Origin of the sequence: Nocardia sp. NPDC050712 (assembly GCF_040654295.1) — a bacterium.
Lineage (GTDB): Bacteria > Actinomycetota > Actinomycetes > Mycobacteriales > Mycobacteriaceae > Nocardia.
Map to the genome: position 1 here is coordinate 501,884 of NZ_JBFAHT010000002.1, position 19,483 is coordinate 521,366.

22 protein-coding genes are annotated in these 19,483 nt (G+C 67.7%); 10 read left to right on the forward strand and 12 right to left on the reverse strand.

Translation table 11 applies throughout. The annotated features are described in order from the left end of the window. Positions 1-187: 187 nt before the first annotated feature. Complete coding sequence (locus AB0H76_RS12725) at positions 188-610, reverse strand: hypothetical protein (RefSeq protein ID WP_357321764.1); 423 nt, start codon at positions 608-610, stop codon at positions 188-190. Between the two features lie 208 nt (positions 611-818). On the opposite strand from AB0H76_RS12725, the gene AB0H76_RS12730 reads away from it, so the two are divergent. The 3 genes from AB0H76_RS12730 (at position 819) to AB0H76_RS12740 (ending at position 2,497) form a co-directional block, all read left to right on the forward strand. Beyond that, positions 819-992: a CsbD family protein gene (locus AB0H76_RS12730; RefSeq protein ID WP_357321767.1), complete on the forward strand. Its 174-nt coding sequence runs from the start codon at positions 819-821 to the stop codon at positions 990-992. Positions 993-1,222: 230 nt separating this feature from the next. Beyond that, positions 1,223-1,714 (forward strand): hypothetical protein, encoded by a 492-nt coding sequence (locus tag AB0H76_RS12735; protein WP_357321770.1) that lies wholly within the window; start codon positions 1,223-1,225, stop codon positions 1,712-1,714. Positions 1,715-1,867: 153 nt separating this feature from the next. After that, a complete protein-coding gene (locus AB0H76_RS12740) occupies positions 1,868-2,497 on the forward strand; it encodes a 3'-5' exonuclease (protein WP_357321773.1) in 630 nt (209 codons plus the stop codon). A 10-nt stretch (positions 2,498-2,507) separates the two neighbouring features. On the opposite strand, the gene AB0H76_RS12745 is transcribed toward AB0H76_RS12740, so the two are convergent. Both AB0H76_RS12745 and xylA read right to left on the reverse strand, forming a co-directional pair. Beyond that, the gene (locus AB0H76_RS12745) at positions 2,508-2,765 is read right to left on the reverse strand and encodes a hypothetical protein (protein ID WP_357321776.1); all 258 of its coding nucleotides are present in this window, start codon (positions 2,763-2,765) and stop codon (positions 2,508-2,510) included. 83 nt (positions 2,766-2,848) lie between these two features. Further along, positions 2,849-4,030 (reverse strand): xylose isomerase, encoded by a 1,182-nt coding sequence (xylA, locus tag AB0H76_RS12750; RefSeq protein ID WP_357321778.1) that lies wholly within the window; start codon positions 4,028-4,030, stop codon positions 2,849-2,851. Positions 4,031-4,182: 152 nt separating this feature from the next. On the opposite strand from xylA, the gene AB0H76_RS12755 reads away from it, so the two are divergent. After that, positions 4,183-4,722, forward strand: coding sequence for a hypothetical protein (locus tag AB0H76_RS12755; RefSeq protein WP_357321781.1), 540 nt, complete (start codon positions 4,183-4,185; stop codon positions 4,720-4,722). Between the two features lie 21 nt (positions 4,723-4,743). Here the strand turns inward: AB0H76_RS12755 and AB0H76_RS12760 are convergent, their stop codons facing one another. The 3 genes from AB0H76_RS12760 to AB0H76_RS12770 all read right to left on the reverse strand — a co-directional run bounded on the left by AB0H76_RS12760 (position 4,744) and on the right by AB0H76_RS12770 (position 7,304). Next, a complete protein-coding gene (locus AB0H76_RS12760; protein WP_357321784.1) occupies positions 4,744-5,067 on the reverse strand; it encodes a hypothetical protein in 324 nt (107 codons plus the stop codon). Between the two features lie 129 nt (positions 5,068-5,196). Next, positions 5,197-5,805, reverse strand: coding sequence for a hypothetical protein (locus tag AB0H76_RS12765; protein WP_357321787.1), 609 nt, complete (start codon positions 5,803-5,805; stop codon positions 5,197-5,199). Between the two features lie 53 nt (positions 5,806-5,858). Then, a complete protein-coding gene (locus AB0H76_RS12770) occupies positions 5,859-7,304 on the reverse strand; it encodes a helix-turn-helix transcriptional regulator (RefSeq protein ID WP_357321790.1) in 1,446 nt (481 codons plus the stop codon). Between the two features lie 156 nt (positions 7,305-7,460). Between AB0H76_RS12770 and AB0H76_RS12775 the strand changes: the two genes are divergently transcribed. The 6 genes from AB0H76_RS12775 to AB0H76_RS12800 all read left to right on the forward strand — a co-directional run bounded on the left by AB0H76_RS12775 (position 7,461) and on the right by AB0H76_RS12800 (position 13,290). Next, on the forward strand, positions 7,461-8,354 hold the full coding sequence (locus tag AB0H76_RS12775) for a helix-turn-helix transcriptional regulator (RefSeq protein WP_357321793.1): 894 nt from the start codon (positions 7,461-7,463) through the stop codon (positions 8,352-8,354). 32 nt (positions 8,355-8,386) lie between these two features. Continuing rightward, positions 8,387-9,211, forward strand: a complete 825-nt coding sequence (locus AB0H76_RS12780; protein ID WP_357321795.1) for an SAM-dependent methyltransferase — start codon at positions 8,387-8,389, stop codon at positions 9,209-9,211. Positions 9,212-9,266: 55 nt separating this feature from the next. Next, positions 9,267-9,680, forward strand: coding sequence for a hypothetical protein (locus tag AB0H76_RS12785; RefSeq protein ID WP_357321798.1), 414 nt, complete (start codon positions 9,267-9,269; stop codon positions 9,678-9,680). 122 nt (positions 9,681-9,802) lie between these two features. Beyond that, on the forward strand, positions 9,803-10,672 hold the full coding sequence (locus tag AB0H76_RS12790) for an alpha/beta hydrolase (protein WP_357321800.1): 870 nt from the start codon (positions 9,803-9,805) through the stop codon (positions 10,670-10,672). Positions 10,673-10,801: 129 nt separating this feature from the next. Continuing rightward, entirely contained in the window at positions 10,802-12,502 is a 1,701-nt protein-coding gene (locus tag AB0H76_RS12795; protein WP_357321803.1) for a hypothetical protein, read from the forward strand. 158 nt (positions 12,503-12,660) lie between these two features. Further along, a complete protein-coding gene (locus AB0H76_RS12800; protein ID WP_357321806.1) occupies positions 12,661-13,290 on the forward strand; it encodes a glyoxalase in 630 nt (209 codons plus the stop codon). Positions 13,291-13,300: 10 nt separating this feature from the next. Here the strand turns inward: AB0H76_RS12800 and murQ are convergent, their stop codons facing one another. The 6 genes from murQ to AB0H76_RS12830 form a co-directional block, all read right to left on the reverse strand. Continuing rightward, positions 13,301-14,218: an N-acetylmuramic acid 6-phosphate etherase gene (gene murQ, locus AB0H76_RS12805; RefSeq protein ID WP_357321808.1), complete on the reverse strand. Its 918-nt coding sequence runs from the start codon at positions 14,216-14,218 to the stop codon at positions 13,301-13,303. After that, the gene (locus AB0H76_RS12810; protein ID WP_357321811.1) at positions 14,215-15,087 is read right to left on the reverse strand and encodes a MurR/RpiR family transcriptional regulator; all 873 of its coding nucleotides are present in this window, start codon (positions 15,085-15,087) and stop codon (positions 14,215-14,217) included. The genes murQ and AB0H76_RS12810 overlap by 4 nt, the downstream gene beginning before the upstream one ends. Continuing rightward, complete coding sequence (locus AB0H76_RS12815; protein ID WP_357321814.1) at positions 15,084-16,244, reverse strand: anhydro-N-acetylmuramic acid kinase; 1,161 nt, start codon at positions 16,242-16,244, stop codon at positions 15,084-15,086. The genes AB0H76_RS12810 and AB0H76_RS12815 overlap by 4 nt, the downstream gene beginning before the upstream one ends. Further along, a complete protein-coding gene (locus AB0H76_RS12820; RefSeq protein ID WP_357321817.1) occupies positions 16,244-17,773 on the reverse strand; it encodes a sodium:solute symporter in 1,530 nt (509 codons plus the stop codon). The genes AB0H76_RS12815 and AB0H76_RS12820 overlap by 1 nt, the downstream gene beginning before the upstream one ends. Before the next feature lie 73 nt (positions 17,774-17,846). Beyond that, on the reverse strand, positions 17,847-18,770 hold the full coding sequence (locus AB0H76_RS12825; RefSeq protein ID WP_357321820.1) for a BadF/BadG/BcrA/BcrD ATPase family protein: 924 nt from the start codon (positions 18,768-18,770) through the stop codon (positions 17,847-17,849). 33 nt (positions 18,771-18,803) lie between these two features. Beyond that, positions 18,804-19,406, reverse strand: coding sequence for a TetR/AcrR family transcriptional regulator (locus AB0H76_RS12830; RefSeq protein ID WP_357321823.1), 603 nt, complete (start codon positions 19,404-19,406; stop codon positions 18,804-18,806). Positions 19,407-19,483 lie beyond the last annotated feature (77 nt).

Genomic DNA, 19,483 nt, shown 5'->3' on the forward strand with positions numbered 1-19,483 from the left:
GGTCGCCGGGGTGGTCGACGCGGCGGTGGTGGTGCTCGGGCGGGTCGTGCTGCTGGGTGCGGGGGAGGGCGTGGAATCGTCCGAGCATGCCGCGGCGCCGAAGAGCAGGGCGATGCCGGCGAGAACTGTCAGCGAGCGTTTCAACGGGCTCTCCTTCTGTTGTCGGATTTCTCTGCGCTGAAAGGGATCACGCCCCGCGCGGGACGCACCGGAACCAGCCGCGGAAGCTGATCTCGCAGAACGCCCCGGCATGGGACAGGCGCGGCCCGAAGGGGCCGCTGTCGTTGGCGACGGCGAAGAAGTCGGGATTGCCGCCGGGCTGGGTGAAGGGCTGACCGAAGTCGTAGCTGGGCCGCATGCCGCCCGCGTCCTGAATCGACTGCGGCGCGGGCACCGAAATCGGAATGCCGCCGCCGATGGGTACCGAGAACACCTGGACCTGCTGCCACCCGTCACACCCGATGACCCCGTCGGGAGTGATCGCGCAATTCTTGCCGCCGTAATTGAAATAGGCCGATCCCTCGGGCGCCGCGGCCGCGGCACCGGTCATCGAGACCACCGCCACGGCCATCCCCGCTACGGCGGTAGCTGTCCTCACCAGACGTTTCATCGCAGTGCCTCTCCTCGGAGTCGGTTACGTAGCTATCATGTGGCAATCGCGGCTGAATACTCCGGATAGACGGCCTCGGGTCGAGGGGAATGTCGGGTATCCCACTGTGTGGCCCTCTCGGTGTTTGCGACGGCGCAGACGGGTTACCCGCCACACGATCGGCCCGAACAAGGCATGGTCGGTCGAACCCGACGAAAGGGGTTAGACAATGAGCACAGCTGACAAGGCCCAGAACAAAGCTGACGACCTCGCCGGTAAGGCGAAGGAAAAGTTCGGCGAGGCCACCGACGACCAGGACCTGAAGAACGAGGGCAAGGGCGACCAGGTGAAGTCCAACCTCAAGGACGCCGGCGAGAAGGTCAAGGACGCCTTCCGCAACTGATCGGCTCTTCCCGCTGAGTGGGTGCGCGCCCGGACTGGGCGCCGCCCACTCAGCTGTTTCTCGCCGCTGGAATATGGCCCCCGCTGGGGCACATTCTCCGTCGTATGCCCCCGAAATACGGGCCTACGATGGATTTTGTCGTTCGTACTGCCCTCGAGATGCGACGGGTTCGCATCACGGCGAAAGGTACAAAAATGCGATACCAGCGCTTGACAGCAGTGTTGTTCGGTGTGACATTCGCGCTCCCGGTGCTGACCGGTCTAGCCGGCACCGCGACAGCCGATCCCGTCACCGGCGGTTGCTTCGGCGGCCAGCTCACCACCACCAACGTCCCGGGTAGCGGCAGCGCCGGGATGAACACCAACGTCACCGGCGGACTCAGTGACTGTGGCAGCCCACAGCTGCCCGGCATCACCGGCGGCATGCTGAACATCAGTTATCCATTCAATGTCGTCACCGGCAGTTCGTCCGGTACCGGCGCGGGCGGCAACCCGGCCGGCGGCACCATCGCCTGGTCCGACGGATCGGTCAGCGTCGTCTCGGGCAACTGGGTCACTTCACCGGTGGGCCAGAACGCCATCAGCACCCTCGGCGTCATGAGCGGCCCCGGCGCGGGTCAGCAGATCGTGTTCGGCACGCGCCAGATCGCCAACTCCGGATCGGTAGGCGGTGGCAGCGGCGGCGCCGGCTCGGTGATCATTATCGACGCCCTCTTCCGGTGAGAGCGGGCCCTCGATCTCGGTGATCAACCGTGCTTGCCGAGTCCGCCCGACACCCACCTCCGGATTGGGGTGTAATAGAGGGAGACTCGAGGAGAGGATGGCCCGCCTGTTGAACGCAGTACGGCCGGTGCGGAGCCCGCCGGAGGCATCGCTGTGACCACCACGGACACCGGGGTCCCCGCTGTGCTGCGGGGGCGCGATATCGTCGTGGTCGACGTCGAGGGCAATGGCTATCACCCGCAGGAGATCGTCGAGATCGCCATCATTCCGGTCGACGGCGCCACGGTCACCCCCGAGACCATCAACTCCTGCCGTGTCCGCCCCCAGCATCCGATCGTTCCGTTCGCGACGCACCAGGTGCACGGCATCAGGAACAAAGACGTCATCGGCTGCCCCACCTGGATCACGGTCGCGCCCACTGTCGGCCGCGCGCTGTTCGACCGGATCCTGGTGGCGCACAACGCGACTGTCGAATACCAGACCCTGGCCCGGCACCTGCCCGACTGGAAGCCACCCATGGTGCTCGACACCCTGCGCTTGGCCAGAGCCGTGTGGCCCGACCGGCCCAGCTACGCACTCGGCGCCCTGCTCGACTACGCCTCGTTGAACGAGCCCCTGCCCCCCGAGTATCGGCACCACCACGCCGGCTGCGACGCCTGGTCGGCATGGCTGCTGCTGCGCCGCCTGGTCGAGGAGAGCGGGCTCGATTGGAATGGTCTGGTCGCGGCTGCCGCGTTGCCCGAAATCGTGAGACCCGCCATGCCCGAGCCGCGTTCGTGGTGAGTTCCGGTTCTCAAGTGCCGCGCGCGGTCTCGCCGCGATGGTGAACGTCGCAGGGCCGGCCGGTTTCCGGGTGTGCCGGGACTCGCGGGGGAGCTAGCCGCGCCGGGTGCCGGCCGATCGCGTCGAGCAAGCCCTCGACCGCGGCCAGCGAAGACCAGGGATCGGCGTGCTCGAGATCGGGGCAGCGATCGGACCAGGCCACGAACATCGAGTCGCGCGCGCACCAGCGCACCTGTATCGCCGCCAGCGGAATTCTTGCGTGTGCCATCCCGACCTCGTTTCCGGCGATGGCACCGGCCTCGCCGCCGATGGCACCGCTAGCGGAATAGCCAAGTTACGCAAGGGCAAACCTCATCGCGCACCAATCAGATGTTCCAGGGCGAGTTGATTCAGGCGGACGAGTCCGTGGCCGCGATCGCCCGCTTTCTCGATGTCGAAGTGGGCCGCCGCCTGGTCGCCGAGCAATTCGTCGTAGCTCTCCCCGGGACGCAATGTCGGCGTGCGTAGTTCGCCGACGCCCGCGGTGTCGAGAGCCTCCCGGACCGCCGGATCCGCGCGGAAGGCCCGGGCCCGGTCCGCGAGGAGCAAGTAATTGCGCATATTGGCCGCGGCGGATTCCCAGACGCCGTCGATATTCTCGGTCCGGCTGGGTTTGAAATCGAAGTGGCGGGGGCCGTCGTAGGCGGGGGAGTCGTTCGGGCCGCCGTGCTCGAGCAGGTCGACAAGGCTGAAGGCGTTCATCAGATCGCCATGGGCGAAGACCAGGTCCTGGTCGTATTTGATGCCGCGCTGGCCGTTGAGGTCGATGTGGAACAGCTTGCCGTGCCACAGCGCCTGGGCGATGCCGTGGGTGAAATTCAGGCCCGCCATTTGCTCGTGTCCCACTTCGGGATTCACGCCGACGAGTTCCTCGTGTTCGAGGGTGGCGATGAAAGCGAGCGCGTGACCGACGGTGGGCAGCAAGATATCGCCGCGCGGCTCATTGGGTTTGGGCTCCAGCGCGAACCGGATGTCGTAACCCCGGTCGAGCACGAAGCGCGTGAGCAGGTCGAGGCTTTCGCGGTAGCGGTCCAGGGCCGCGCGCACGTCCTTGGCGCTGTCGTATTCCGAGCCCTCGCGTCCGCCCCACATCACGAAGGTGCGCGCGCCGAGTTCGGCCGCGAGTTCGATATTGCGAAGGACCTTGTGCAGGGCGAAGCGCCGGATGCCGCGGTCGTTGGCGGTCAGGCCGCCCTCTTTGAAGACAGGGTGGCTGAACAGGTTCGTGGTCACCATCGGCACCACCAGCCCGGTCTCGGTCAGGGCCGCGCGGAATCGGTCGATGTGGGCGCGGCGCTGAGTTTCGGTGGCGTCGATGGGAAAGAGATCGTCGTCGTGGAAGGTGATGCCGTAGGCGCCGAGCTCGGCGAGTCGATGGACCGCCTCGGCCGGTTCCAGCGCGGGCCGGGTGGCGGCGCCGAAGGGGTCGACGCCGCGCCACCCCACCGTCCACAGTCCGAAGGAGAACTTGTCCGCGCGGGTCGGCTGACGCATGGCTACCTCAATTGTGTTCAACGACTGAACCATTGGGACAGTGCCAGCGTACGTCCGGCGGCGCTCATAGTTCGCCTATGTAATGAAATTCGTACTCGCTCAGATGTTCTGGAAGCGGCCGCCAACTGGGCGGCCTCTACCGCGGAGGAAAAGTGACCCGATCTGTTCTGCTCGCGGCCGCGACGGCCACCCTCGGGGTGGCTCTCACGGCGTGTGGCGGCGAGGGCGCCTCGGAGGCCGGACCCTCGGCATCGAGCACCGTTTCCGTAACCGCGCCTGCCACCGTGACCACTGTCGAGACCGAGCCCGGAACCTCGAGTCCCGAGGCCACCGCGCCCGCCGAGATTCCCGCCACCAAGACGACGCTGGTGCCGACCGCACCTACCGACCCGCCGGCGCAGGCGAATCCGTGCGCCGATGTCACCCGTGAATATCTGATCACCACACTGCGAATGACGGGCACGCCCAAATATCCCCTGGCCGACCTCCAGAACGCCCGCTGTAGCGGCAACTACGCGTCGGCGACGAGCCAGCCGGAGGGCACGCTCCATCCCGTCATGTACCTGTTCAAGTACTCCGAGGTGAACGGGAACACGCACTGGCGTGTGATCGACGTCGGTGAGGGACTCGACTGCGTCAACCGGCACGGTGTTCCCGCGGCCGCCGGCCGCGCGATCGGCTGCGCCGCATAGCTTCGCACGCCGGCCGCGGTCTCAGGCCTTGGGGACCGGATCGGGGTCGGCGGCCCGGCTCGCGGTGGCGGCCAGCGTGGCCGCCAGCGCCTGCACGGGTAGCAGCGCGGTGTGCTCGTGCACCAGAACCCCGGTGTCGTCGCGAATCTCGCAGCGGTAGCGGCACCACTGCGCCTGCGACGAATCCGGCTCCCGGCTCACCCGGGTGGCGAGCTCGTCCAGCGCCGCGGCTACCTGAGCGCGGTGGCCGGTGCTGGCGACAGCCCACCACAATCTATGCAGATCACCCGGATGAGTGATCTCCACCAGGTACGTCCACAGCACTAACTCCTGGGAATCGGACACCCACCCAGCCTCTCACGCCAACGGCCCGCAGGAGCGGACCATCGATTCCCGCGCCGCGTCGAATTTCGAAACGGCGCGGGAACACCCGCCGCGAACGAGGCGCCGCGGGCCCCGAAAACCGCTCGGAGTTCAGGTGGGCCGGGCGCCCTGCCCCAGCGGTAGTACGACACGTAGTGCCCGGATCTCGTCGACGAGATCGGCATAGCCCTCCTGGACTTGAGCGAAGCGCAGGGTGGCGTGGTGCTGCTGTTCGGCGCTCTCGGCGTGGCGCAGCGTCCACTGCACGTGCGCGTAGGTGCCGGCTACGTGGCTGATCACCTCGCCGAGGGAATGGGTGTGGCGGCGGCCGAAGGCGGGGCGCGGGAGATGGTAGGCCGACCACTCGTCGATCAGTCCGATGACGGTGTCGACCAGACCGTAGGTGGCGGTGGCATCGAAGTCGGCCGGCCGGCGGATGGTCGACACCGCGGCGGTGACCAAGGTCGAGTGCAGATCGGCCAGTTCGCGGGCCCAGTCGATCAGCGGCGAGCCGCCCTGTAGATTTCCGGCGACGGCGAGCAGGAGCTGGCGCGCCTCCAGCAATCCCTCTGCGGTTCGGTCTCGTGCCCCGTCCAGGGTGCGGTTCCCCGGCGTCGTGGAGATGCCGGCTTGCCTCGGGCTGCCCATCACACACATGCCGCGCGTCGACGCCTGGCCCGGTCCGGGCAGCCACTTCTCGGGATAGTGCGAGTCATACAACGAGTAGAACCTCAAATGATCTCTGCGACAATGACATTCGACAGGGCAGATTGCTATGCGGTCGCGAGCCGGTATTCGGACATCGGACGTGGCGTGCGCCGGGCGGTTCGGGCCGTCCGGCGGATCGCATGACACATGTCCCGGACATCGGAGCGCGAGGACGCCAGGGTCGCGGCGTGCACCATCTGCCGCAGCCGGTCGCCGACGCGTCCGCTGTCGACCTGGTTCGTCAAGGCCAGGGCGCTGGTCGCGAAGGACATGGCCTCGTCGATCTGGCCGAGCCGGAACATGCCGGTGGCGATGGTGATGTTGTCGAACAGGATGCTGCGGGCCGGCCGTTCCGGCGCGGGCCCGGCCAGCGAGGCCCGGGCGGCATCGATGGCGGCGGATGTGTAGTGCTCCGCGGTCTGACCGCGTGCTGTCAGGGCGAACTCGTTGTAGATGACCGACTGCATCCCGGTGAATTCGCCGGGGGTGAAGAACACCTGGGTCCACGGGTCGATGAGGTCGCCGGCCCGGGCCACCTCCTCTTCGGCGCGCGCGAGCGCGGTCCGCATCCGGGCAGCGTCGCCCATCATGGCGTGCGCCCACGCCTCGTTGGCGTACAAGCGGGCGGATTCCCCGCCGCCGGGGGCGTCCTGCGCGGGCAGTTGCCCGAGTTGGAACATGCGCAGCGCGGCGCGCGGGTCGCGCTCGATCAAGCTGATCCGCCCCAGCACGTAGAGCGTCGACGCGACGAGGCTGTCCGCCCCGGCCCGCCGCGCGGAAATCAGTGCCATGACGGCGTATTGGCGGGCGCGATGTTGATCACCGATGTCGTGGTAGGCCCACCCGATCAGGCGGGCCAGGTCGGCGGTGGCGACCAGCAGCGCGTGCGCGAGTGCGTGCCCACGATGTCGGGCCAAAAGCGCGGTCGCCGATTTCAGCAGGCCGACCGCCGCGTAGGCGATCGCACCACCACCGTGCCGCTGGTCGAGTTCGCGCAATCCCACCGTGGTGCTGCACACGGTATCGAGATCGAGTGTGGCTGTGTCACCTGACATCTCGGAGTCATCGAGGACGGGCAACCACGGTGTCAGGATGTCAGGCGCGCCGACCACGGCGGACGCGAGCGCTTCCAGCAAGGTCGAATCCGGGCTGTGACCTGTACCGGCACTGCGGGATCGGGGCGCGGCGGGCACTTCGTCGCGCGCGAACCTGACATTCGAGGCCGAGGAGGACAGGAGCGCCTCCGGAACCGGCGCGCCGAGTGCGGTCAGCAGCGCGCGGTAGACCTTGCTCGGCCTGCGCACCTCGCCGAGTTCCCAGCGCGCGACATGACGTTCCGAGCAGGCGACGTTGATGCCGTCGCGCCGGGCCCGATCGTTGACCAGCTCGGCGAAATCCGCACGACTGAGCCCTAATTCCGCGCGGCGATAGATCCGCAGGCGCTCGCCCCAGCCGGTCGCGGTCTCGGTATCGGGGGTGCCGTGCGCGGTGTCGAGCTCGGTGACGTCCATGAGTGGGCCCACTCTTCTTGCGCCGCAAGGTGGGTCACAGTGTGGACTCACCCTTCGACTTGTTCGCCAAATAATCGTGGTTGATAATCTAACCTGATAATCAGGATTGCGAAACTGATGGCATCCGCCACACAGCATCCCGATACGGTGGGAACCATGGCACGAACCGCACGAAAAGTGCTGCTAGGTCGAGAAATTGACGCGATCCTGCGCCGGGCCCGCACCACCCAGGCCGAGGCGGGCAAGATGATCGGGGTCAGCCAGTCGCGCATCGCGGCGGTGATCGCCGGCACCGGCAACCTGAGCGCGCAAGCGCTCGACGAGCTGGTCAGAGAGCTCGGGGTCACCGACGGCGGCTACATCGGGATCCTGCTCGATCTGCGCGAGGACAGCCACCGCCGCGGATTCTGGAACACCGGTTACCGCCGCGCCTACATCGAGGAACTGCGACTGCTCGTCGACCTGGAGGACGTGGCGGATCGACTACGCGAGACCGGATCCGAGATCGTTCCCGGCCTGCTCCAGCACGAAAACTACATCCGCGCGCTGCACGAACCCCTGCAACCCGATCCCGAGGATCCGGACGCGGTCACCGTCGACGACTACGTGCAAGCCCGAGTCGCGCGCCAGCGCATCCTGCTGAAGCGGGGAGCGCCCGAGTTCCACACGATCCTGTCCGAGTCCTGCCTGCGCCGCGCCTACGGCGGCGACGCGGTGATGCTCGACCAGATCGCCCACCTCCTCGAGCTGTCCAAGCGCCCCAACATCCAGATCCAGGTCATGCCGTTCACCCACCAAGCGCCCGGCGCGGGGATGGAGGACCGCTACATCCTGGTTCGAGTGCCCTCCCCGGGTGCCGCGGGCGATCTCGAGATGGCCGTCATCGAAGCACAGGGCGAGATCCGCTACATCGACGACAAACCCGCGGTCGCGATCCGCGACAAGATCTTCAGCCGCCTGACGATGACCGCCCTGAGCCCGCACGACTCCCGTCAGTTCATGGAACACCTGGTCCGTGGGCTGCGCAGCCGACCGACCATTCAGCGATAACCCGGCACCACTTCAACCGCATAGGAAACACGATGTCCGACAGTGACTTCGAGCCCCGCCAGATCGACACCCACAAGCCCAGCTCCGCGCGCATCTATCACCACATGGTCACCGGCGAGGTGATCTTCGAATCGGATCTGCCGTTCATTCACCGGCTCTACGCCGACATCCCCTTCTACCCGATGTGGGCGCAGCACAATCGCGCGTTTCTCGCCCGTGCCGTCAAGTACATGGTGGGCAACGGAATTCGCCAGTTCCTCGACATCGGGTCGGGTCTGCCGACCGGCGGCAACACCCACGAGGTCGCGCAGGAGCTCGCGCCCGGCAGTCGCGTCGTGTACGTCGACAACGACGAGGAAGCGATCAACCGCGCCCGCGACCTGCTGCGTGAACAAGGCGTGGGGGACACCGCGGCGATGGTCGACGCCGATCTGCGCGACCCGGCCCGCATCCTCGCGCACCCCGACACCCAGCGCCTGATCGACTTCACCGAACCCGTTGGACTGCTGCTGGTTTCGGTACTGCCCTGGATCACCGACGCCAGCGAACCCGGCAAGCTCGTCGCACAGCTGCGCGATGCCCTCGCGCCCGGTAGTCACATCGCGATGACGCATGTGTCTCTCGAAGACGCGGGCGCGGAGATCAAATCGCAGGTGGCCGCGGGCGCCGCCATTTTCGCCGGCGCCAGCACGCCGGTCACCCTGCGCACCCGTCAGCAGTTCCAGACCTTCTTCGACGGGTGGACCATTGCCGACCCCGGCATCACCTACGCCACGGACTGGCACCCCGACCAACCGGTCGATCTGGACAACTACGCCCGTCCGTGCAATTTCGCCGCTATCGGAGGCCTTCCGTAGCGCGCACCCGTGCTGCCGGCACCGACGCCGGCAGCGCAGTTCGAAAGGATCCACCATGTTGTTGCCGACACCGACCGCCGCCCAGTTCCACAAAGCGACCGCCAGCTCCCCACAGCAGGCGTGCGTGATGGTCTATCGCGACAACCACCGGACGCTCATCTGGGACGACAAACTCACCGACCCCGGCGGTAGCGCGGCACAACCTGTCCCGCTCCGCGAATGCCTGGTCCTCGAGCACGCCCAGTTCGAGGACCTGCAACAGGCGATACGATCGGGCTCCCCGGATTATGGTGCCCTGATCATCACCGAAAAGCCCGGCGGTTTCTACGAATTCAGCGCCGCACCGGAATGCCGCGCCGCCGCCGGAACCGCCCGGCTCCTGTTCGACCACCTCGAGTACACCGCGTTCGTCCACGCGGTGCGACACCGGGAATTCGAGCAATCCGCCTTCCTCTTATCCAGCATCTGATCGACTCGCGGTGGTGGGTGGACTCCACCCACCACTTGGTAACAAAACGGCGCGCTCAATCGTTCGGGGCGAGTTCCAGCACCCGCCGATGAGTTCTCACCTCCGGACACGTCAATACCGGCATGACGACGCACAAGCTCGAAATCCCCGGTGCAACACTGACCTACGATGTCCACGGGCCACGCCCGACTGCCGAGGGGCGGCCGCCGCTGCTCATGATCGGTCTCCCGATGGATGCCGGTGGTTTCACCGCGCTCGCCTCGCATTTTCCCGAGCGCACGGTCGTCACCTACGACCCGCGCGGTCTCGGCCGCAGTGTCCGCACCGACGGGCAGGTCGACAACCTCGCTCCCGTCCACGCGGCGGACGTGTGCGCCGTCATCGCTGCCCTCGACTCCGGCCCGGTCGAGATCTTCGCCAGCAGCGGCGGGGCCATCGTCGCGCTAGCGCTCGTGACCGACCACCCCGATGCCGTGACCACAGTGGTAGCCCATGAACCGCCGCTGCTTTCGGTGCTCCCCGATGCCGCGGCGGCCGAACGTGCCGCGGCCGGGTATCGCGATGCCTATGCGGCGAAAGGCTTCGGCGCGGGAATGGCGGCCTTCATCGCGATGACATCCTGGCAGGGCGAATTCACCGACGACTATTTCGCCGCGCCCGCCGCGGATCCCACGTTGTTCGGCCTGCCGACCGAGGACGACGGCTCCCGCGACCACCCGCTGCTGTCGCAGCGGTCCCGGCCGATCCTCGACTATGTCGCCGACATCGACGCTCTCGCCGCGGCCTCGACCCGGATCGTCATCGGATACGGCGTGGAGTCGGCAGGCACGGTCACCGAGCGCACTTCGATAGCGCTCGCCGAGCAGCTCGGTCAGAAGCCGGTCCGCTTTCCCAGTCATCACGGCGGCTTCACCGGCCCGGAGTCCGGCTATCCGGGCCAGCCGGAGGCCTTCGCCCATGTCCTGCGCGAAGTTCTCGACAGGATCGGTTGAGTACGTCCGATCCTGACCGGTGGGAGCCCACCGGGTTGTGAAGTGTGCCAAAGACTGGTCCGATCCCGCAGTCTCTGCGCCGCAGCGCGGTTCGATAGCCGCGTTGTCTCTCGAAGCAAGGATGGGCGGATGCGAGTTCGGCGGAATGGCCTCTCCGCGTTGGCGACCGCGGTGGCGGCGGGTCTGCTGGCCGCGTCCGCGGCGGCCCCGGTCGCGAGTGGCGAGGTACCGGGGCGCACCGAGGCGGTCTATTCGACGTCCTCTCCGATCACCGCTGTGGTCTCGTCGAAGGTCACGCTCACGGTGCCGTTGCCGGCGGGCACTCCGTCCCACCCCGCCGCCTGCGACACACTGTCCTATCTGCGGTGGCGGTCGGCCGACGGCCCGCGGTCCGCGGCCGACGCCGATCGGGTGCTGGTGGCGCAACCCGGCATCTTCGAAGGAGCCGGCGCCTTCGACAGCGTTGCGCGCAACACTGTTTCGCGGGCAGCGGAGCTGGGGAAGTACATCGAATTCTGGGCGCTCGACCGGCGGTCGAACTGTCTCGAGGACCACACCGGACTGCGATCCGCGCTGCGGACCGGCTCGCTGGACACCGCGACCGGTTACTACTTTCACGGTGCGGAGGTGGACGGTCGCCGGTTCGGCGGTTTCGCAGAGGGAGAAGCCACGGCGTGGCTGCGGGAGCAGGGCATCGCACAGACGCTGCGCGACGAATACGAGGTGCTGCGAATCGAGTTCCCGGATCAGGCGGTACGCAAGCAGAAGGTCATGTGCGGCGGACATTCGCTGGGCGGCTTCATCACCGGCTACTTCGCCGAGTGGGACTTCGACGGCGACCCGGGAACTCTGGACGACGCCGGATACAACCAGTGCTCCGCCTATTTCGCGCTCGACACCACCATCCAGGCGGGCCTCAGCCTGCGGGGGCTGCAGGTTCCAGAGCTGCCCGAACCGATCGGCGGATCAGCGGAAAACCTTTCGCTGCAACTCGATACCGCGTTGCCGGTGCTCCGCTTGCCCGCGGTGATCAATCCCGAAACCACCAATCTGCTCGCCTTGGCCGGTCTCGCGGCGCGGCTGCGCCCGGAGGGCGTCAACGATCTCGTCCGCCGGCTACCGGAGAATGCGAATATCACGGCGACACTCCGGACCCTGCTCTCGCAGGACGCTGCCATGTTCGCGACCGGATATCCGGATGTTCGTCAGCTGAACGCGACCAATGAGGCGGTGCTCGGGGCAATACTCGACGACAACTCGCAGCCGCTCGGCTTCCTGCAAGCCAGTGTGGGTTTCCCCAGCGGCGGACCGGTCGGGCCCAAGACTTTCCCCGTGCCCGACGCCGTCGGGCTGAGCCCACTGGCGATGGGGATGTTCGGCGACGCGCCGAAAGCCGCGCCGACGGTATACAACCAGAACACGGTCTACCGGTGGCTGGACTACGACGACACCGCAGAACTGACCGCGGGCCCCTACACCGGCCCGGCCAGCGAAGTCACCGCCATCGCCGAACTCGCCCGCAGCCTCTGCGAACCGCCGCTCGACTTCACCGAATGGTATTTCCCAACGCGCTTGGCCCTCGATGTTCAGCAGACCTCGGCGCCGTCGTTCGCGCACCATCACCGCCACCTCGACGGGGTGAACCGCAACCCGATCCTGACCTTCCGCGGCAGTGGCGGCATCCCGGTCGCCGATTCCGGCAGTCCGCAGGACGAGGTGATCCACCTGCCCGGTTACAACCACCTCGATGTGCTCACCGCCGCGCCCCGGCAGAACAACGGACAACCGGAGGTGGTGTCCAGCAGGCTCGCGGAATTCGCTATCGGGTGAGGCGACGGTGTAGCGGTGCTCGCAACTCAGAGCAGGATCAGGGCGGGCAGGGCCGAGTTTCTGCGTGGTCGGGTGGTGAGCTACCGACCGGTTCTCAGTGGTGGGTTCGGTGGTCGGCACGGATGTGACCAGCAGGTCCCGTGCCTACCGTTATGAGCATGGAAATCAACACGAAGAACAGCACCGATATCAACATTCACCTCGAGGTGACCGACCCCGAAGCGTCCGCCGCGATCTACGAGACCGCGTTCGGGTTGGGGGAGCGGCTCGGGTTCCGGGCCTCCCAGGCACCGACGTCCGGGTTCCGGGGATTCATTCTGTCCCTGGTTGTTGCACAGCCCTCCACCGTCGACAGCCTCGTCGGGACCGCGGTCGAGGCCGGATTCGCGATTCTCAAGCCCGCGAAGAAGAGCCTGTGGGGTTACAGCGCGGTGGTCCAGGCGCCGGAGGGCACGATCTGGAAGATCGCGACCTCGAAGAAGAAGGACGAGGGCCCCTTCACCCGGGAGATCGAGGACCTGGTGCTGTTGCAGGGGGTGGCGGATGTGAAGGCCAGCAAGGCGTTCCTGGTCGAGCGCGGCATGACGGTGTCGAAGAGTTTCGGTGGTAAGTATGCCGAGTTCTCGAACCCGGGCTCGCCGGTCACTCTGGCGTTGTATCCGCGTAAGGCCGCGGCCAAGGAGGCTGGGGTGTCGCTGGAGGGCAGCGGGTCGCATCGTCTGGTCTTGGACAGCAGCTTGGGGTCGTTCACCGATCTGGATGGGTATGTGTGGGAAGCGTCGGCCTGAGCCGATGGATTCACGCTCCTGTAGGCGACGTGGCCGCCCGCACGAATCCATTCGACCGCACCAGCAGTGCGCGGGCAGCCGCCGCGTCGACCCCGGCCAATTGCATGACGATCGCGGTCTTCGGGTGCCCGTCCGCGGCGTCGAGAAGTGCTGCGGCAGTGCGCAGATCGATGCCCGTGGCCTCGGCGACGATGCGGCGGGCGCGGTCGACGAGTTTGGCGTTGGTGGGGTGCACGTCCACCATCAGATTGCCGTAGACCTTGCCGTCCTGAACCATGGTCGCGGTCGTGAGCATGTTGCACACCATCTTCTGCGCGGTACCGGCTTTGAGGCGGGTGGAACCGGTCAGGACCTCCGGGCCGGTCTCGATCTCGATGGCCACGTCGGCGTGCGCGCTGGTTTCGGCGTTGCGGTTGCAGGAGATCGCGATCGTGGTGGCGCCGACCGCGCGTCCGTAACGCAAAGCCCCGATGGCATAGGGGGTTCGGCCGCTCGCCGCCAGCGCCACGACAGCGTCGGCGGCGGTGAGATGCACCGCGGACAGGTCCTGTTCGGCGCGGGCCGGATCGTCTTCCGCGCCTTCGACCGCCTGCGTGAAAGCGTCGGGGCCGCCCGCGATGAGGCCGAGCACCTCGCGGGGATCGATGCCGAAGGTGGGCGGGCATTCGACCGCGTCCAGGACGCCGAGCCTGCCGCTGGTGCCGGCCCCGATGTAGATCAGTCTGCCGCCGCCCCGCCGGGCCTCGACGAGGTGCTCGACGGCCCGGGTGATCGCTGGAATCGCCTGCGCCACAGCGGCAGCCACCCCCGCGTCCTCGGCGTTCATGGCGCGCAGCAACTCCTCGACCGGCATCGAGTCGAGCGTGGCGGTGCGCGGGTTGGCGAGTTCGGTGGTCAGGGCTGCGATCCGGTGCGGCCGAGAATTCACCGGCCCTCCTTCTTTCGGCGATCCACGACAGCGTCGTAGGTGCGGCGGAGCGCGGCGTGCGCGGACGGAGTACGTTGCAGGACACCGACGTAGAGGGTGTCGACGATCAGTAGCTGACTCATTCGACTCGCCAGGGCCGCGGACCGGAAACCGTCCTCCCGTCCGGCCACGAGCACGGTATGCCGCGCAACCCGGGCCAGTTTCGACTGGGCTCCGGCCGTCACGGCCACCGTCGTGGCGTGTCGGTCGGCCGCGTGCTCGACCGCCTCGATGATTCCGGCGGTCTCGCCGGAGTGGGAGAAGGCGACGATCACATCCCCGGCCTCCAGCAGGCTCGCCTGCACGAGCGCGTCGTCCTCGGAGGTGCAGGCACCGCACCACATTCCGATCCGGGTGAGCTTCTGCGCCATATCCATCGCGACGAGCCCGGAGGCGCCGATGCCGATGAGTTGCACGCGCCGCGCCCCGACCAGCGCGTCGACGACCGCCTCGATCGTCGCGGGGTCGGCGAGATCCGCGGTGGCCAGCATCCCCTCGGTCTCGAAGGCTGTCAGCTTGTGCAGCACCTTCGACAGTTCGTCACCGGCGTCGATATCGGTGGCGAACACCGGTGAGCCGTCCTCGGTACCGGCGGCGGCGAGCGCGAGCCGCAGTTGGGGGTAGCCGTCGTAACCGAGCGTTTTGGCCAGCCGGACGACCGCGGAGGTACTGGTGTCGGACCGCTCCGCGAGCTGGTTCACCGTCAGCTGCGCGACACCGGAGGGATCGTGCTGGATCACGCGCGCGACCTTCAGCCCGCTCGGGGTCAGCCGCGGGATCGCCGTGAGAAGCCGGGTGCGGACGTCGTCACCGGCGGCCATGGCGCTCATCCCGTCACCGTTAGTCGCCGGGGCGGTGTGGACGGTGTCGCGGGGAACGCGAATCCGGCGGCCCCGGGGGTGACCGAACCGAGCACGGTGGCGTGCGCCGCCCCGGTGCACGCGGCGTAGCTGCCGGTCAGGCCGTGCGCGGTGAGGAAACCGAGCACGGCGAAGGCGGTGGCCTCCTTCGCCGCCGAAGGCAGGCCCAGTTCGTCGGAGGTGCGCAACCGCGCGGTGCCCAGTCGTTGCCGCAGCATCGCCAGCAGGGTCGGGTTGCGGGTTCCGCCGCCCGAGGCGATGACCTCGGTGGGCGCGTGCGGTCCGAGCGCGTCGGCGATGGTGTGTGCGGTCAGGGCGGTCACAGTGGCGACGATATCGTTGGGCGCGAGCGGCCCGCCGCGCAACACGCGCTCCAGGTAGGCGCGGTTGAACAGTTCCTTGCCGGTGGATTTGGGTGGCGGCGCGGAGTAATACGGTTCTGCGAGAAGGTGTTTCAGCAGTTCGTGATCGACCGAACCGCGCGCGGCCCGCGCCCCCGCGCGGTCGAAGTGCTCGGTACCGTCGGTGGCCATCGCGACGGCGGCATCGATCAGCGCGTTTCCCGGTCCGGTGTCGAACGCCGCTGGGGAGTCGCCGGTGACGGTCACGTTCGCGATCCCGCCGATATTGAGCGCGGCCGCGCGGCCGGGACGCCCCGCCAGCCACAGCACGTCGAACAGGCCGACCAGCGGCGCACCCTGTCCGCCCGCGGCGATATCGCGCGCCCGGAAATCGCTGACGACCGGCAGGCCGGTCCGCTCGGCGATCCACGCGGGCTGACCGAGCTGGAGGGTGCCGTGCGTTGTGCCCTGCGACACCCAGTGGTACACCGTCTGGCCGTGCGAGGCGACGAGATCAGCTGCGCCGTCGAACAATTCGGTGTTCGCGGCGACGGCGACCGCCGCGAATTCCTGGCCGATCGCGGTGTCCAGGCGGCACACCGCCGCCATGTCGATCGATCCCGGCGGCAAGGCGGCGATCAGCTCGGCGCGCAGCGGTTCGGGATAGGGCCGGCTGAGCAGCCCGGCGATGCGGATGTGCAGGGTGTCGTCCCGCAGATCGATCTCCGCGCCGACGGCGTCGATCGCATCGTGCGAAGTGCCCGACATCAGTCCGATGACCCGCATCACGCCACCGCCGCCACCGGGTCCGGCTCGGGAGCGGCGGGCGCGGGATGGAAGCGCGAGGTGATCCCGCCGACGACGAGGGTGACGATTACGCCGATCGGCACCAACCACTGGGCGGCGATGCCCTTTTCGGTCACCTTGCCCGCCACCGTCACGTCGATCTTGATCACCCGCACCACGAAGGTCATCACGATCACGGTGACGACGAAGGCGACGACCGCGTCGAACTGGTTGGCGCGCTTGACGAGCCGGCCGAGCAGGAACGCGCCGAGCAGGGCGCCGTAGGTGTAGCCGGCGATCGTCAGCGCGGTGAGGTACACATTGCCGGTCGTCGCGCTGAAACCCATCGCGCACAACGCCATCAGCACGGCCCACACCAGCGTCATGATGCGCGCCAGCCGCAGCATCGCCTCATCGGGCAGCGTCCGGCGACTGAAACTTCGAATGATGTCCGCGACAGTCGAATTCGCCATCGAGTTCAGGGCCGAGGACAGTGATCCCATCGCCGCGCCGAGGATTCCGGCGACCAGCAGGCCGGAGACCACCACCGGCAGCCCGTGCAGGATGAAGTCGGGGTAGAGGCTGTCCGCGCTGGACAGGCCGAGCTCCTTGGGCGTCTTGCCGTCGTTGTAGGACCACAGCAGCGCACCGACCAGGGAGAAGGCCGCGAACTGCACGGCGACGAAGACGCCGGAGGCGATCATCGCCTTCTGGCTGTCCCGGAGCGACCGCGTCGCCAGGATGCGCTGCACGATCAGCTGGTCGGAGCCGTGCGAGGCCATGGCGAAGATCGCGCCGCCCAGGATCGCGGTCGGCAGCGCGAAGCTGCTGGTGAGGATGTGCGCGAGATCGAAGTCGGTGTCGAAGACGCGGAACTTGCCCGCGGCCAGCGCATCCGAGTAGCCGTCGGCGCCGACGCGGCCGGTGAGGACGCAGATCGCGATGATCGCACCGAGCAGATAGAGGCCCATCTGTAGTGCGTCGGTCCAGATGACCGCCTTGATGCCGCCGAGGTAGGTGTAGACCACGGTCAGCAGCGTCAGCGCGACGATGATGACGTCGTAGCCGATGGTGAGGCCGAACTCGCTGAGCAGCAACTTGATCGGGATGGCGGAGGCGAACAGCCGCACGCCCTCGGCGAGCAGCCGGGTGAAGACGAACGTCACCGACGCGACACCCTGGAGATAGCGGCCGAAGCGCAGTTCGAGGTACTGATACGCGCTGACGAAACCACCGCGCTTGTACAGCGGGATCAGCACGACGGCGACGACCGTGCGGCCGATGATGTAGCCGATCGCCAGTTCGACGTTGCCGAAGCCCTGGTCGGTGTACGCGCCGCCGGGGATGGAGATGACGGTGAGCACGCTGGTCTCGGTGGCCACGACCGAGAAACAGACTGTCCACCAAGGCATTCGGCCGTCGACGACGAAGTAGTCGGTGCTCGATTTCTGTTTGCCGGACAGCCGTAGGCCGATCCACGCGACGGTGACGAGGTAGATGACGATGACGGCGAGATTGAGTGCGTTCATCGCAGCTCCCCGGTGACGCAGTGGATCGATTGCAAGTAAGTGTCAGCCGTCACAGCAACTCTGTCAATATTTGTCAGAGGATTCGGAGGACCAATGCCTCCAGGGCGGTAGTGGTGTCGGTGGCCAAGAGAGCGGCACCGTCGATCGGCTGGCCGAGGGGAGCGCGACGGTCGATGACCGACTCGATCGTGCGTTCCAGTGGCTCCAGCAGTGCCGCACCGAGATTGACCAGGCCGCCGGTGATCGCGCACGGCACCGGCGGGCGCAGGCCGGACACCTCGATCGCGGTGCGAACGGACCGGCCCAGGGCGTGGCCCGCGGCCGTCATGATGGCCGCGGCGGTCTCGTCGGTGGCGGCGGCCGCGGCGACGGCGGGTGCGAATCGCGCGGCGGTCAGCGCCGGATTGTCCTGCTGGCCGAGGAATCTCGGCAGGTCGGCCAGGGTGATGTCATAGCGTTCGCCGACGGCGTCGACCAGTGTCGTGCGTGGTCCACGGCCGTCGTACGCACGCAGTGCGGCCCGCAGGCCTTCGAGGCCGATCCAGCCGCCGCTGCCCTCGTCGCCCAGCAGTGGGCCCCACCCGTCGACGCGGGTGAAGCATCCCGCGTCGTCGACCGCGGTCGCGACGGCGCCGGTGCCCGCGGCCAGCACGACACCGGGTGATCCGCCGAGCGCCCCGGCGTGGGCGGTCACGGCGTCGGAAGCCACGGCGACCGCGGTCGCGCCGGTACGTTCGGCCAGTTGCCGTGCCAGGAGCGCGGCGGCCTCCGGGGCGGAGGCGGCTCCCGCGGCACCGATGGACAGCGCGAAATCCGTTGTTGTCGAAAGCTTCTCGACAACGGCCAGAATCGCCCGCTCCGCCGCAACGACCCCGCCCGCGTTCGCCAGCCCGGGCGCGCCCGCGCCTTCCGCGAACCGAGTCTGCTGCCCGCCGGCCCGCAGGGAGCCCCGGCAGCCGGTCTTTCCGAGGTCAATCGCGAGGACGTAGCTGCTCATGGGCGAACATCGTCGCACCTGAAACCCGCCGCGTCACCCGGGTGTATCCGCGCCGAGTAGGCGATCGAGGAGGTGGTCGACCAGTTCGACCGCGGCTGCCGGGCTGCTGAACCCCTGGAGCATGCCCTGGGCGAGGCCGCCGATCGCCATGCCGATGAGCTGGGCGTCGAGTTCGGGGTTGCTCGGGGCGGTGCGCTGGAGGCGGCGGAGTTGATCGGCGACGATCGCGACCAGAGCTCTCGGTGCCGCGAAGGTTTCCTCGGCGGTGATGCCCCGGTCGACGATCGCGGCCCAGCCGAAGGCGCCGAGCACGAATGTCTCCTCGCGGCGTTGGTCGTCGAGCGGCAGGAGTTCGGTCAGTACCGCGCGGATGGTCTCGCGGGGTGACGCGTCCGGGCCGAGGGCGGTCCACCGTTGCAGGAACCGCGCGCCGGCGTCCTCCATGACCGAGCGGTGGGTCGCCAGGAGGAAGTCCTTCTTGGTGCCGAAGTAGTACTGCACGAGCCGTACCGAGATTCCGGCTTCGGCGGCGACGGTTTGAAAGGTCACGGCTTCCAGGCCGCCGCTGACGATGACTTGTCTTACGGCAGCGGTGATCTGGCGTCGCCGCACCTCGTGGTCGACCAATCGGGGCACGTGACCTGCTGCCTTCTTTCGTGTGGGGAACCCTTTCGGATCTATATGGTACGCACGTATCGCATCCGTGATACATT